We start from the raw sequence: 14,399 nt of genomic DNA, 5'->3' as shown, positions 1-14,399 counted from the left end.
AAAGCCAAGGTCGTGCCCTTGGCTTTTTTCTTTTTTAGATATCCACCTTGGAATTGTCCGTAACGATGAAAATCTCAATCCGGCGGTTCATCGCCCGATGTTCATCGGTGTCATTGGGAACAACCGGTTTTTGATCGCCATAAGACAAGGATACAAAACGTTTCGGGTCCATCTTGTGATATTTCACCAGATAGCGGACCACGGCCGAAGCACGCCCCCCCGCCAGTTCCCAGTTGGATGGAAAGTTGGTGTCTGCAATAGGAATATCATCCGTATGACCTTCCACAATAATTCGTTTCTGATGCGTTTTAAGAACATCCGCCACTTTATCCAAAGAATCCAAAGCCGACATCTTCAACTTGGCAGACCCTTCCGGAAAGAAGGTTGATGCCGCCAGGGCAATACGCACACCCACGGCATCGTGATAGACATCCTGGATGGCTTTCTTCTTCTGGTCCTTGTCCATGGACTTTTCCAGAGACCTTTCCACATAGTCTTCCGCTTCGCGAGGACCGCCTTTTTTCGGGAAATTCCCGACCGGCATTTCCAACTCTGCCATTAAGGAGCCGATGCTGTCAGGGGAAGCACCATCAGAACTACCCCGTCCCACCAAATGAAGGTTGAGCTTGATGGAATCCTCGAACTCTTTTTGTTTTTCCTCGTTGGACGTGGAGGTCGCATACATCACTACAAAAAAGGCAAAGAGCAGCGTGATAAAATCGGCATACGAGACCAGCCATCTCTCGTGATTCTCATGCTCTTGATGCTTTTTATGCTTCTTTGCCATGAAGGTAAGATCCTACTTCTGATTGCTTTCAAGATAAGCGTACAGCTTTTGCTCCAGGACAACCGGATTCATGCCGCTCCCGACAAGAAGTCCTCCTTCAAGCACCATCATTTTTTCGCGAGTCACAGACTGCACACGACGCTTCAGCTTGTTTCCCATTGGCAGGAATAAAAGATTGGCCGAACTCACACCATACACTGTTGCCACGAACGCCACCGCAATCCCCGCACCGAGTTTACTGGTGTCGGTCAAGTTGCCCATCACATGGATCAATCCCAAAACCGCACCAATGATCCCAATTGTCGGCGCAAAGCCACCGGCATCCATCCAGATCTTGGCTCCGCCCAGAAGCTCTTCTTCTTCGGTTTCGATTTGTGTTTCGAAGATATCGCGAATTGTCTGGGTATCCACCCCATCCACGACATTTCTGAGGATTCCCTTGAGCATAGGATCTTGAATCGTATTGAGTCTGGATTCCAAAGCCAACAAAGACTCTTTTTTAACGAAACGGGCACAATCAACGATCTCATTCAAACGCGATTTGATCTGACTGTCTTCTTCTCGAAAGGCTGTTTTTGCGAGCTGCAAACCTGTCTTAAGATCTTTTTCGGAACTTGAAACCATCACGGCTCCGATGGTCCCTGCCAAAACGATAATAAATGCTGTGAGCTGCATCAGCGAACTGACGTGCCCCCCTTCCAGAAGGTTTCCGAGCAAGATCCCACCAAAACCAACTAGAAGTCCTAACCATGTTGCTTTGTCCATAGACAGAAGTGTGCCACAGGGGATCACGTCTGACACTTGGACCTCACGAAGACCTAGACTTTCTGCGGGCGAAAAATTAGGGTACATTCACTCTGATGCTCGATTATATTCTTTCTCTCGATAAGAGCCTTTTTGTATTGGTGAATTCACACTGGACAGCCGCATGGGCGGATCAGTTTTTTCCGTTCATCACAGACCTTCACAAGACACCGTTCTTTAAGTTTATTTTGGTCCCAATAATCCTTGCCATCTTTATGTGGCGCCGGGGCTGGAAAAAAGGTTTGATCATTTTCTTTTTTGCTCTTCTGTCCGTTTCCGCATCTGATGGCGTGGGCAATTGGGCCTTTAAAAAAACCGTTCAGCGTCCCCGGCCTGCGAACACGCAGAATCTGGATGTTCAGGTCCGCGCTCCCTTTGGAGGTTACAGTTTTGTCTCCAATCACGCGACCAACATGTATAGCTTCGCGAGCTTTACGTCCGCCATTTTTCCCCCGGCGACCGTTCCACTTTATACTCTGGCCACAGTGATCGCCTACAGCCGCGTTTACAATGGGGTTCACTTTCCCACAGACGTGATCTGCGGGGCCCTTTTGGGAATGATCTTTGGTCTTTTGTTCGCCCGTCTTTGCAAACTCATCCTTGCACGCATCAACTCTGAAGGAACTGCCACGACATGAAAAAAGTATTAGTCACCGGAGCCAATGGATTTCTGGGAAGCTGGGTCACTCGCGCTCTGGTCGCAGAAGGCCACGATGTCTATGCCCTGGTTCGCGCCAAAAGTGATTTGTCTGAACTGGAAGGCGTCAACTGCAAGTACATCCACGGAGATGTGACAGATATTCATTCTTTGCTGGAAGCCGTAAAAGGCATGGACACCGTCTTTCATCTGGCGGGAGTCATCGCCTATAAAAAGTCCCAGCGAGCCCAGATGGAAAAGGTCAATGTGGAAGGCACAGCCAATGTGATTGCCGTCTGCCGTGAACACCATGTGCGCCGTTTGGTCTATCTTTCCTCGGTGGTGGCCATCGGTGCCGGATATACTCAAGATCAAATTCTCAACGAAGAGTCGTCGTATAATATTGCGGACCTGGATTTGGGCTATTTCCAAACTAAACATCAGGCTGAAATTTTGGTTCGCGAAGCCTGCAAGAAGAATGAAATTGATGCTGTCATTCTGAATCCGTCCACGATCTATGGTCGTGGTGACGCCAAAAAAGGCAGTCGCAAAATGCAAATCAAGGTGGCGCAAGGACGTTTGAAATTCTACACCTCAGGTGGCGTCAATGTGGTCGCAGCCGAAGATGTGGTGGCGGGTATCCTGAGCGCCTGGAAAAAGGGACGTACCGGCGAGCGCTACATCCTGGCGGGTGAAAATATTCTTATCAAAGACCTTTTCGCTATGATCGCGCAAGAGGCTGGAGTAAAACCGCCTCAGCATCAGCTTCCCGGTCAGCTTCTTCACACGGTTGGCGCCATTGGCGACTTGATGGAGAAGATGGGCTTCAAAGGTCCGCTCAGTCGTGAAAATGCTTATACGGCCACGATGTATCACTGGTTTGATTCCGGCAAAGCTCAACGCGAGCTGGATTTCAAACCCCGACCGGCCCGGGAAGCCATTCACAATTCAGTTCAGTGGATGAAAGATCACGGATTAGTTCGTAAATAAAGGGCGCATGAAACAGGTTTTATTTTTCTTTCTTGGAGTATTTTGCCTGATGGCTTTGGCAGTGGCGGCCCTTTGGACATGGCTGCCCAGTCAAAGTGAAATCAAGGGTTGTCTGGTTACACGCATGTATCAGGTAGAGCTGTGCCCGGGCTCCAAGAACTATGTTCCGCTTAAACAGATCGCTCCTATTTTGGCAAAGACCATCATCCTGACTGAAGATTCCAACTTCTATAATCACAAAGGCTTTGATTGGGACGCAATTGAAAAGAATGCCAAAGAAGGCTGGGAAACCGGCGTCTTTAAGCGTGGTGGATCCACCATCACTCAACAACTTGCCAAGAACATGTTCCTGACAAAAGATCGCACCTTCATTCGCAAGGGTCTTGAAGCCATCATCACAGACCGCATTGAACACACGCTGAGCAAAAAAGAAATTCTGGAACGATACCTGAATGTCGTCGAATTCGGTAAAGACATCTATGGCGTCAAGGCCGCTGCGAAATATTATTTCAAGAAATCCCCTGCCGAACTGAGCATCGTTGAATCTTCTTTCCTGGCCATGGTTCTGCCCAACCCGGTGAAGTACTCCATGTCTTACTATCGCAAGGAGCTGACACCCTTTGCGCGAAAAAGACTGGGCCGTATTGTTGAAGACCTGTATCGCTATCACCGCATCTCGGAAGAGGAATACAACATCGCTATAGCTCAGGTCGCCTACTTCTTCCAACCAGAACCACCGCCGGAAGAAATCTTCAGCGAAGGCGAAGAAGTCCCAACCCTGCAGGAGCTGGAAAACATGGAATCCCAGGAACAGATGGATCTGGGAGAGGAGAGCGAATGAAGATTGTCTCTGCCTGCCTATCCGGAGTTCACTGTCGCTATGACTGCAAGGCGCAAACGCGCTCGTCCATTGAAGAGATGGTTCAAAAGGGTGACGCCATTCCCGTCTGCCCCGAACAGCTCGGTGGTCTTCCGACCCCTCGCCCACCAGCAGAACGCATCGGCGACAAGGTCCTGACCAACAAGGGCATTGACGTGACGGCGGAATATCAGCGTGGTGCGGAAGAGGCTTTAAGAATCGCCAAGCTGGCCGGAGCCACTGAGGCTTTGCTTAAATCAAAGTCCCCTATGTGTGGATGCGGCAAGATCTATGATGGTACATTTTCCGGAAATCAGAAGGACGGCGACGGTGTCTTTGCCGAACTTCTGAAGAAGAACGGAATCAAAGTCACCGTGATTGATTAAGATTATTTCAAAAGTTTCTTGCGAATTCTAAAGAATGAAATGTTCATGCAGATCCAGGTTGCAATCAACAGCACCAGAATATGCACACCGATCCAAAGAATCGGCCCTTGATGCAAAATCCCCCGCACGGCTGCCACCGCATGAGTCAGCGGGAACAGATACGCAATATAACGAAGACCCATCGGCAACTGTTCTAACGGAAAATAAGTTCCACTTAGAAGGCTCATCGGAACAATCAAACCTGACGTGGAATAGATGAAAGAATCATAGTTTCTGGCAAAGGAAGTAAAGATCATCCCGATGCACGAGAACAATGCGCTTAACAGGAACAACACCGGCAATACCAGCAGGATGCGATAAGAATCCACCAGGCCGAAGAACATTGCCACAATCGTCACACCCATAACGCCGAAGAAGCCTTTGCTGGCAGCCCACAAAAGCTCGCCACCAACGATTTCTTCTGGTCCCACACGAGTTAGCATGATCGTCGCGTAGGTCTTCTGATGAGTCAGCTTGGTGTAGTTTCCGTAAGTTCCCTCAAAGAAAGCCACCATCATGGCTGTCGAAGAAAGTAACGCCGGGAAGAAGAACTCGATATAAGACATTCCGCCCATATTGTTGACGAAAGCTCCAAGTCCAAAACCAATCGCTCCCAAATAGATCACCGGCTCCAGAACAATCCAGAACAGGGATACCAACCAGGTCTTTTTAAAATAAAGGAAATTGCGGGACCAGACTTTCAAAGCCCCATCGTTCATCTTCGGGATCGAGAAGTAATCTTTGAATTTCATTACTCATCCCTCAACTGATGACCCGCTAATTTCAGGAACACATCATTCAGGGTCGGTTTGCGTATATAAATCTTATCACTGGCAATCAGGTCCACCACGCGGCGGCCTTCCTGGTTTTCTTTCACCAGAACAGACACCGTGTCCTTGATCACCTGATAAGAGAAGCCTTCCGCACGCAGACGGCCCAGGTAGTAATTCAGATCCACCGGATTGGTGTCGAACTCCACCACCTCTTTGCCGATCAGTTCACGAATCAGATCCCGAGGTTTCCCTACCGTCAGAATACGGCCGTCATCAATGATCGCAACACGATCACACATCTGCTCGGCTTCTTCCATATAGTGAGTGGTCAGCACCAGAGTGCTTTTTTCGGATTTTAAATGCTTAAAGAAATCCCAGATCCAGATGCGCGCCTGCGGATCCAGTCCTGTGGTTGGCTCGTCCAGGAAAACCACTTCCGGAGAATTAATCAGGCCGCGGGCAATAGCCAGACGGCGCTTCATGCCTCCGCTCAGCGTTTCTACAGAGCGGTCCTGGTATTCTTCCAGCTTCATCAGACGCAGCAATGCCTGGGCCCGAAGATCGGCCTCAGCAGAAGGGATATTGTGGAAGCTGGCGTAAACCCGAAGATTTTCAAGAACTGTGAAGTCAGGATCAAGGCCGTCCTCTTGCGGGACGACCCCTATGCGAGATTTGATCTCGCGATAATTTTTCTTAACGTTAAGGCCGAGAACGTAAAGTTCCCCGCTTGTAACCAGGGCTGAGCAATACATCATCTTCATCGTAGTTGATTTGCCAGCCCCGTTTGGACCAAGAAGTCCGAAACATTCGCCTTTGTAAATTTCCAGATTGATTCCGTCCACGGCGACCTTGTCGTCGTATTTTTTCGTCAGATCTTTTATTTCAATGGCGACGTTCGTACTCATTATTCCTTCGCTGCTTTTGCACGTTTGTGCGGGTCCAGTTCACGCAAACGAAGACGGATGTTCTTCGGAGTGACTTCGATCAACTCAGAATCCTTAATCCATTCCATCGCTCTTTCCAAAGTGAACTTCTTCACTGGAACTAGACGGATAGCTTCATCAGAACCCGAAGCACGTACGTTCGTCAATTTTTTCTCACGAGTGATGTTTACTTCTAGATCATTCTCCTTGGCGTGTTCACCAACGATCATGCCTTCGTACACATCGTCACCGTGCTCAACCATCATGATACCGCGCTCTTGCAAATTCCAGATCGCGTAGGATGTCGCCATACCTTTGCGGTCAGAAATCATGGCACCATTCATACGGTGTTCAATCTCACCACGATAGTCGTCCCAACCGTCGAATTGAGTATTCAACAAGCCAGTACCACGCGTGTCTGTCAGGAACTCAGAACGGTAACCGATCAAACCACGAGAAGGAATACGGAACTCAAGACGTGTACGACCAGATCCTTTTTGAACCATGTTCGTCATGACACCTTTACGTTTACCCAACTTTTCAGTCACGGCACCCACGTAAGCATCTTCGATATCGATAACCGCAATCTCCATTGGTTCCATTTTCTTGTGGTTTTCTTCTTTGAAGACAACCGTCGGTTTGGAAACCAGAAGCTCGAAGTTTTCACGGCGCATCTGTTCAATCAAAACGCCCAACTGAAGCTCACCACGACCGATAACTTTGAACGCATCTGTAGAGTCTGTTTTTTCCACGCGGATAGCCACGTTGTACAACAGTTCTCTCTCAAGACGGTCAATGATCTTACGGGATGTTACGTTCTTACCATCAAGACCGGCGAAGGGACCGTTATTGACAGAGAAAACCATGCCCACTGTCGGCTCTTCAACGCGAATACGCGGAAGAGGACGAGGATCCAAAACAGACGTGATGGTATCACCGATAGTGAAATCTTCCATACCCGCGATAACAACCATGTCCCCTGCGCCCACTTCTTGAGCCGGAACCTGGGAGTTTACTTTGTACTGGAACAATGCAGAGACTTTTACTTTCTTCTGGGCATTTGCCTGAACACAAAGAACCTCGTCACCCACTTTGATAGTTCCCGCTCTCATACGACCGATCGCCAAACGACCTACGTAATCATTGTAAGAGATGTTGGAAACCATAACTTGAAGTGGAGCATTTTCCTCGATCACTGGAGGAGGAATCAAGTTCACGATAGCATCGTAAAGAACTTCCAAAGAGCCAGTGTTAACAGCTGGATCCAAAGTCGCCATACCTTCACGGGCTACAGCGTAGATCGTATGGAAATCACATTGTTCTTCAGTTGCATCCAAGTCGATGAACAAATCGAACAACTCATTGTGAACTTCCTGAATACGAGCATCTGAACGGTCGATCTTGTTGATACAAACGATAACTTTTTTGCCGCCCTCAAGAGCTTTTTTCAGAACGAAACGAGTCTGTGGCAACGGACCTTCGGAAGCATCACAAAGAAGGATACAACCATCCACCATGTTCAAGATACGCTCAACCTCACCACCGAAGTCACTATGTCCCGGTGTATCTACGATATTAACTTTAATATCTTTGTACATGAACGAAGCATTCTTCGCCGCGATCGTGATACCGCGCTCTTTCTCAAGATCCATGGAGTCCATAAGACGTTCTTCAACGTGTTCGTTGTCACGGAAAGTACCTGCTTTTTTGATCAACTGATCAACCAGGGTTGTCTTTCCGTGGTCGACGTGTGCGATGATAGCGATATTTCTAATTTTCTTTGGATCTTGAATCATATTTACCCTTCGTTATGAAACTCTTAAAAACAAAACATTTAAATCTAAACTAAAACCTAACCGTGTCCACCCATCAGGAATTCTTCTTCGCTGGTGTCTTCTTGCTCTACATTGCCGATCCCAGCGAAAAACTCATTCGCTAGTGCCATGATCTCGTCATTGCTTTTGGATTGGAAAAGATTCTTTCTGAACTGTGCGGCTCCAGCATAACCTGTTGAGAACCAAGCTGCAAACTTTCTGAGTTGGATCCCCGTAATGTGCTCATCACAATGCGCCACGATCTCTTTTTGAAGACCTTGGAACAAACTCACGTAATCTCTCTTAACGTCTTTAATCGCCTCGCCTCGCCACAAGGACAGGGCATCCATAAAGATAAATGGATTTTTTAGGCATCCTCGCCCGATCATCACCCCGTCACAACCGGACTGCTGCAGTCTCAAGTTGGCCTGACGAGGAGTGAGAATGTCTCCGTTTCCAAGAATGGGAATCTTGGTATTGGCTTTGACGTCAGCAATAAAATCCCAGTCCGCAAGTCCAGTATAAGCCTGAGCCCGCGTGCGCCCATGAATCGCCACCCAAGAAACGCCTTCGTTGTAGGCGATGTTACAGATCTCGATCGCGTTGCGGGAATTGGCATCCCAACCCGTGCGAATTTTGATCGTGAGCGGAACTTTGATAGCCGCCTTTACAGTCGATACCATCTTTTGAACTGCCGCCGGGTCTTTCAGAATTGCAGAGCCTGCACCCTTCTTAACGACCTTGGGAACCGGACAGCCAAAATTCAAATCAACAAAGTCACACCCATCGGCTTCCGCCACCTGAGCGGCGCGAGCCACAATCTCGGGCTCTTCACCAAAAAGCTGAATCCCGATCGGACGCTGAGATTCGTCGAAACTCATCAGCTTCATCGTGCGTTCAGATTTATACTCAATACCACTGGCGCTGACCAATTCAGTGACGACAACACTGGCATCAAGTTTTTTGATAAAGGTGCGGAAAGCGTGATCCGTGATCCCGGCCATAGGGGCCAGGACAAATGGATTTGTCTTTAAGGCTTCAACTGGATTCATAGGTCCGAGCGGTATATCAAATCCGTCCGGCAATAGATAGAGAATAAATAAAAGAAATCGCTAACTTATAGGTTTTCCTTACCCTTTTACAAAGCCTCCCCGGAATAGAATTGGGAGGCCAGCTTACATTGTGATGTAACTATCTGATATCACTTGGCTTGGTCTAAACTAAAGCCAAGTCACACGACCCGCAGTTTGGCGGGGGGGCTTTCGGCGGCTGATGATCGGGATAGCCGCAGACCATGGCACAAAGAAGCTCCAGCTCTCCTTTTTGGTATTCTGGAAGCTGATCCACACCAAGGAATCTATCCACGTCTTCTTTGATTTCCAGCGGAGCCCCCATCGTGCAGGACCCTAAACCTTCCACCAGACAAGCCAGATTCATGTTTTCCACAGCCATATACACAGAGCCGATACTCGTGTGATAGCGTTCTTCGGAATCGTTGTGGGAATATGCGAACACAATCACCGGCGCATCACCCAAAGTATAAAAAAAATCTTTCTGTGAACTGATAAAGCGACGGCTTCAATCGCTGCTGCAGAATATCTTTGATGCCCAGCCAGGATTTTTGCGAATACTGCAGGTATTCTTCACGCTTTTTCCCTGTCACCACAAAGAAGCGCCAGTTCTGACGATTCTTGCCGGACGGAGCCTGCATTCCCGCCGCCAAAATTCTTTCGATCACTTCTTTCGGAACAGCATCAGGCTTGTATTTACGAATCGAAGTTCGTGATTCCAACAGTTTGTAGAATGATTCTTTATCCATACCCGTCACGCCAGCTCCTCGCTGCCCGCTTCAATAAAGCAAGAATGCAGGCGACGAATTGCCTCTGGCCCTTGCTCGTCAGAAACCAGGAAGCAGAAGTTATGCTTGCTGGCACCAAGGCAGATCATGCGCACGTTGATGTCTGAAATGGCCTTGAAGATCTTTTCACCCAACCCTGCGGTGTGGTTGATGTTGTTTCCGATCAAAGAAATCAACGCCAGATTTTCTTCCACCTGAACATCGGCAATCTGGGAAAGATCAGCGATCAGCTTTTTATTCAGCAAAGTGGAATCGTCCAAGGTCACACTGACAGAAATCTCCGAAGTCGTGATCGCATCAATACTGACTTTGTGATCATTGAAAATTTTAAAGATCTGGAACAGGAAACCGTGAGCATATAACATTTCCGGAGTGGAAAGAGTCACCAACACCTGCTTTTTTCTGAGTGCCATCGCGCGGATCAGCGGATGATCCTCGACATCCTTGCGTACCCAGGTGCCGCGCGCTTCGGCGTCGAAACTGGAACCCACAAAGACCGGAATGTTTTTACGAATTGCCGGAAGCAACGTCGCGGGGTGCAGAATTTTTGCACCGAAGGTTGCAAGCTCGGAAGCTTCTTTGAAGGAAATTTCACTGATGGGCTGGGCTTTGGGACACAGGCGCGGGTCCGTGGTCGCAATCCCGGCTACATCCGTCCAGATTTCCAGAGTATCTGCGGAAACACCCTCGGCCAGAATCGCGGCGGAATAGTCACTACCTCCGCGTCCCAGCGTTGTGGTATTTCCCTCTTCCGTCATCCCGATATAGCCCTGCGTGCAGACCACTTTTTTTCCCTCACGCAGGAAGGAAAGGTTTTTTTGCGCCAAAGCCGCCACATCCTGAGTCAGCGGCTTTGCTTTTCCAAAAGAATCGTCGGTACGCAGAACCGTACGCACATCCAGAAGCTGGGCTGATTTGTCGGACTTATGTTTTTTCAAAACCTGCGACATCGCTTCAGTGAATAGCAGTGAAGACATGCGCTCGCCCAAACTGACCAGTGTGTCCAGGGCTTTGACAGAGCAATCTTTTAAAAGATGAACGCCTTTTGCCAACGAGCTCATTTCTTCGAATAAAGTCTTCAGCAGTTTCACCGAGTCTTCCGGCAAATGAAGATCCCCGGCGACTTTAAGATGTCGTTCCTGAATCTTCGCCAGAATCTTTTCAGCTTCCGGCCAGCTTTGTGTTTCAGCGGTCTTTCCCAGGGCGATCAGATCATTTGTCGTTCCGGATGTCGCAGAGACCACCACCAGACTTGATCCTTGGCGGAAGCTGACCTCCGCACTGCGAAGCATACAGTCGGCATCTCCCATAGAGGTGCCACCAAACTTGGAAACTACAAGCTTTGCCACATTCACTCCTTGGCCCTTGGGCCAGGGAATATCCTAATGCGGTTAGGGTTTTTCATTCAACGACTTTTATGGCAGACTTTTTTTATGACTTCGATGGCCTCTGATTCTGCATTTAAGAAAAAAGAAATCCTGCTTATGGGAGCCCTGGCCCTGATTGCCATGGCACTGACCGTGGTGGCCGTCGTCCCTTCTCTGCGCAGTAAGGTGAAGGATGCCTTTATCAGTACCAATCGCAAGATTGTGGCCAAAGTCGATGGCACCCTGGGTAAGGATGGACCTAAAGTTGTTATTCTAAAAATTCAAAGTGGCAGCGCACTTTCTCTGGAAGTCTATCAATCCGAAGAACAAGGCGGACTGACCCTTTTAGGCAAGCTTCCGCTTTATGAAACCCGCGATGGCTTTGTTTTGGTTCAGGGAAATGCCACGAATCTGGCTTTGACCGATGTCGATAAGGACGGAACTTTGGAAATTGTGGCACCAACCTATGATGAACAGATGGTGCCTCGCTTGAATATCTTCCGCTTCAACCCAGAAACCCGCACTTTCGATCGAGTTTCTGCTCCAGCGAATTTTGAACCTTAGTTTTTATCCGGAGTCGGCGGACGCTTTTGCAGGTCACGCCATGACTTGCCTTCACGGGCTTTGCGGTCCAATTGGAACTTCTGAACCGCTCTTTGATGACCTTTGTAGTCTTCAGAGAACACATGCGTCCCATCATTCTGACTGACAAAGAACAAATACTGGCTTTCCTGAGGCTTCACGGCCGCGAGCAACGCTTCCCGGCCTGGATTGGCGATCGGCCCCGGCGGCAAACCCGGAATCACGTAGGTATTATAACGAGTCGGCGTCAAAAGATCTTCGCGCGTGATATTGATAACAATCCTACCCAGCTTTTCAGCTTTTCCGTAAATAACCGTTGGGTCTGTCTGCAATCGCATTTTCTTAGTCATGCGATTGTGGAAGACTGAAGAAATCAGCGGACGCTCTTCCGGAGCACCCGTTTCTTTTTCAATGATACTGGCCAAAGTCACAACCTGATGGCGGGTTAAGAACTTCACTTCCGCCTGCGGAAGAACTTCGTTGTACACATACAGGAATCTTTTCACCATGTTTGAGATCAAAGCCTTGGTGTCCGTGTACTTGGTCAGCATATAGGTTTCCGGGAACAGATAACCTTCCAGACTGTCCACCTTTTCTCCCAATAAAGACTGAATCAACTGAGGATCACGAGTCAGGCGCATGAAGTCCGCTGACGTGCCAAAGCCCTGCTTTTCATACAGGTCCGCGATCTCATAGGTGCTCAAGCCTTCGCTGACGGTGAAACTGCGAGCAATACTTTTACCTGATGTGATGGCCTCCAGAACTTCAGACGGAACCATGTTGGTGCGAAGCAGATACTCGCCGACTTTGATTTTAGAACGCTCGCCCTTAAAGCGGGCATACAGGTTGAAGAAGGTCGCATTTTTGACAAGACCTTTTTCCTCCAGCTCTTTGGCAATTGTGGCAAAACCTTTACCGGGCGTGACTTCGTAAACCACATCCATTGCCGTTTCGCTGGGACGGGAGCGCGAAAACTCATAGGCCAAAAACGCCACGCCACCACCAACAGAGGCCAGCAGAATCACCACCGCCAGAACCAAAACCAAAATCGTCTTTTTCATTACTTCATATCCAAGTTCATGCCCGGCAAGATTTTTGTCGGATCAAATGGAGTTGCATCCTCAAGGCTCGCCACAGGCACTGTGCAATACTGGATTGCAAAATGTGCTGACGGACGATCATTGCCGGATTTACCCATACCACCAAACGGCAAGCGAGAGCTGGAGCCATTGGTCGTGCGATTCCAGTTCAAAAGACCCACGCGCGCTTTGTGCAAAGCTTGCTCATAAAGCTCTTTGTTTTTAGAGAACAGCGCCATCACCAGGCCATAGCCCGATGAATTCACGATGTTCATGGTCTCATCAAAGTTATCACTTTGATAGATTGCCACGTTCGGGCCAAAGATTTCACTTTTTTGATACACGCTATTTGGATCAAACTTGTTCACCAGGTGAATCGACGGGGTCACATAGTAACCCTTATGCTTCAGATCTAGTGCTTTACCGCGCATCAGGCTTTCACAGTTTTCGCGGTTGGCGATTTCCTGGAAGCGGATGTATTTTTCCACAGCGGCCGCATTGATCAATGGGCCCATGAACATGTTTTCTGTCCAATGACCAATCGTCAGTTTTTTTGCAGCCTGATAGAATCTTTCCGTAAATTCATCAGCGATTTTTGGGTGCAAAATAATACGGCTGGTGCAAGAGCAGCGCTGGCCGGCTGTCATGTACGAACCCACAAGGCTTTCATAGATCGCCTTATCCATATCCGCATCATCCCAAACGACAGTGGCGTTCTTACCACCCATTTCCAAAGCCAGAATTTTCCAGTAGTGAGTCAAAGTCTCTTGTTTGATTTTCAAACCCACTTCATAAGAACCGGTGAATAGAACACCATCCACATGCTCACTTGCCACCAAACGGCCGCCCGCAGCGCCATCACCCTGAACCAGATTGAAAACACCTGGTGGGAACTGAGCTTTTTCAAACATTTCGGCCATGAACTGACCCACGGCCGGGGTTTGTTCAGATGGCTTGAACACAATCGTATTCCCCGCAATCAGCGCCGGGATGATATGACCATTTGGCAAGTGCGCCGGGAAGTTGAAAGGACCTACAACCGCCATCACACCGCGAGAACGATAACGAATCACACCTTCTACCTGCGGAAGAGCATTGGGAATGCGCTCTTCGGCCACCAGGTTCAGGGACTGATTCAGCGTAATGTCGATTTTAGCACCCAACGCCTTGGCTTCAGTCAAAGCCTCCCAAGTGGGCTTTCCTGTGTCGCGGGAAATGATTTGTGCCATCTGTTCGGCATGGGTGTCATACATTTCTTTAAGACGAAGCAGATAGCTGCGACGCTCGTCCACCGTCAACAGGGACCAAGGCATGTAAGCTTTCTTCGCAGCCACACAGGCCTCGTCGACATGATCGTGCTTAAACTGCACTGTCATTACAGTGTCATTCAAATCCGCCGGACTGATGTCTTTGAATTCCCCATCGCCCTTGGTTACCGGAACAAAGCGTCCGTTGATAAAGTCACCTTTGTAATTGATTGGAAAGATGGTGGTGCTCATTT

The 14,399-nt window shown here is 48.7% G+C and carries 16 protein-coding genes; 5 read left to right on the top strand and 11 right to left on the bottom strand.

Annotation, left to right across the window (positions count from 1 at the left end):
- Positions 1-34: 34 nt before the first annotated feature.
- Positions 35-787 carry a flagellar motor protein MotB gene (locus tag ACES2G_RS00690; protein WP_347357822.1) on the bottom strand — a complete coding sequence of 251 codons (753 nt, stop codon included), beginning with the start codon at positions 785-787 and terminating at the stop codon, positions 35-37.
- 12 nt (positions 788-799) lie between these two features.
- Positions 800-1,588 carry a flagellar motor protein gene (locus ACES2G_RS00685; RefSeq protein WP_347357823.1) on the bottom strand — a complete coding sequence of 263 codons (789 nt, stop codon included), beginning with the start codon at positions 1,586-1,588 and terminating at the stop codon, positions 800-802.
- Between the two features lie 59 nt (positions 1,589-1,647).
- Between ACES2G_RS00685 and ACES2G_RS00680 the strand changes: the two genes are divergently transcribed.
- Genes ACES2G_RS00680 through ACES2G_RS00665 form a run of 4 tightly spaced genes read left to right on the top strand, consistent with a single transcriptional unit; the run spans position 1,648 to position 4,463 of the window.
- Positions 1,648-2,229: a phosphatase PAP2 family protein gene (locus ACES2G_RS00680; RefSeq protein ID WP_374001010.1), complete on the top strand. Its 582-nt coding sequence runs from the start codon at positions 1,648-1,650 to the stop codon at positions 2,227-2,229.
- On the top strand, positions 2,226-3,218 hold the full coding sequence (locus ACES2G_RS00675) for an SDR family oxidoreductase (protein WP_374001009.1): 993 nt from the start codon (positions 2,226-2,228) through the stop codon (positions 3,216-3,218). Before ACES2G_RS00680 ends, ACES2G_RS00675 begins: the two co-directional genes overlap by 4 nt.
- A gap of 7 nt (positions 3,219-3,225) precedes the next feature.
- A complete protein-coding gene (mtgA, locus tag ACES2G_RS00670) occupies positions 3,226-4,059 on the top strand; it encodes a monofunctional biosynthetic peptidoglycan transglycosylase (RefSeq protein ID WP_347357826.1) in 834 nt (277 codons plus the stop codon).
- Positions 4,056-4,463, top strand: coding sequence for a DUF523 domain-containing protein (locus ACES2G_RS00665; RefSeq protein WP_347357827.1), 408 nt, complete (start codon positions 4,056-4,058; stop codon positions 4,461-4,463). The genes mtgA and ACES2G_RS00665 overlap by 4 nt, the downstream gene beginning before the upstream one ends.
- A gap of 2 nt (positions 4,464-4,465) precedes the next feature.
- Here ACES2G_RS00665 and ACES2G_RS00660 read toward each other — a convergent pair whose 3' ends face one another.
- From ACES2G_RS00660 to lysC, 7 genes are all read right to left on the bottom strand, one after another.
- Complete coding sequence (locus ACES2G_RS00660) at positions 4,466-5,254, bottom strand: ABC transporter permease (protein WP_347357828.1); 789 nt, start codon at positions 5,252-5,254, stop codon at positions 4,466-4,468.
- Positions 5,254-6,180 (bottom strand): ABC transporter ATP-binding protein, encoded by a 927-nt coding sequence (locus ACES2G_RS00655; RefSeq protein ID WP_347357829.1) that lies wholly within the window; start codon positions 6,178-6,180, stop codon positions 5,254-5,256. Before ACES2G_RS00655 ends, ACES2G_RS00660 begins: the two co-directional genes overlap by 1 nt.
- Entirely contained in the window at positions 6,180-7,994 is a 1,815-nt protein-coding gene (gene typA / locus ACES2G_RS00650; RefSeq protein ID WP_374001007.1) for a translational GTPase TypA, read from the bottom strand. The genes ACES2G_RS00655 and typA overlap by 1 nt, the downstream gene beginning before the upstream one ends.
- A gap of 56 nt (positions 7,995-8,050) precedes the next feature.
- Positions 8,051-9,064 (bottom strand): tRNA dihydrouridine synthase DusB, encoded by a 1,014-nt coding sequence (dusB, locus tag ACES2G_RS00645; protein ID WP_374001006.1) that lies wholly within the window; start codon positions 9,062-9,064, stop codon positions 8,051-8,053.
- 163 nt (positions 9,065-9,227) lie between these two features.
- A complete protein-coding gene (locus ACES2G_RS00640; RefSeq protein WP_374001005.1) occupies positions 9,228-9,533 on the bottom strand; it encodes a nitroreductase family protein in 306 nt (101 codons plus the stop codon).
- Positions 9,534-9,540: 7 nt separating this feature from the next.
- A complete protein-coding gene (locus tag ACES2G_RS00635) occupies positions 9,541-9,831 on the bottom strand; it encodes a nitroreductase family protein (RefSeq protein ID WP_374001004.1) in 291 nt (96 codons plus the stop codon).
- Positions 9,832-9,836: 5 nt separating this feature from the next.
- The gene (lysC, locus tag ACES2G_RS00630) at positions 9,837-11,219 is read right to left on the bottom strand and encodes a lysine-sensitive aspartokinase 3 (protein ID WP_347357833.1); all 1,383 of its coding nucleotides are present in this window, start codon (positions 11,217-11,219) and stop codon (positions 9,837-9,839) included.
- A gap of 84 nt (positions 11,220-11,303) precedes the next feature.
- On the opposite strand from lysC, the gene ACES2G_RS00625 reads away from it, so the two are divergent.
- Entirely contained in the window at positions 11,304-11,801 is a 498-nt protein-coding gene (locus ACES2G_RS00625) for a hypothetical protein (RefSeq protein WP_347357834.1), read from the top strand.
- On the opposite strand, the gene mltG is transcribed toward ACES2G_RS00625, so the two are convergent.
- Together mltG and ACES2G_RS00615 are read right to left on the bottom strand one after the other, a co-directional pair.
- Positions 11,798-12,880, bottom strand: a complete 1,083-nt coding sequence (gene mltG, locus ACES2G_RS00620; protein ID WP_347357835.1) for an endolytic transglycosylase MltG — start codon at positions 12,878-12,880, stop codon at positions 11,798-11,800. The genes ACES2G_RS00625 and mltG overlap by 4 nt on opposite strands.
- Positions 12,880-14,397 (bottom strand): succinylglutamate-semialdehyde dehydrogenase, encoded by a 1,518-nt coding sequence (locus ACES2G_RS00615; RefSeq protein WP_347357836.1) that lies wholly within the window; start codon positions 14,395-14,397, stop codon positions 12,880-12,882. Before ACES2G_RS00615 ends, mltG begins: the two co-directional genes overlap by 1 nt.
- Positions 14,398-14,399 lie beyond the last annotated feature (2 nt).

Origin of the sequence: Bdellovibrio bacteriovorus (genome assembly GCF_041888015.1) — a bacterium.
In the GTDB taxonomy this organism is placed as follows: Bacteria; Bdellovibrionota; Bdellovibrionia; order Bdellovibrionales; family Bdellovibrionaceae; genus Bdellovibrio.
Note: the sequence above shows the minus strand (reverse complement) of the source record. Positions and strands in the feature narration are given on the sequence as shown.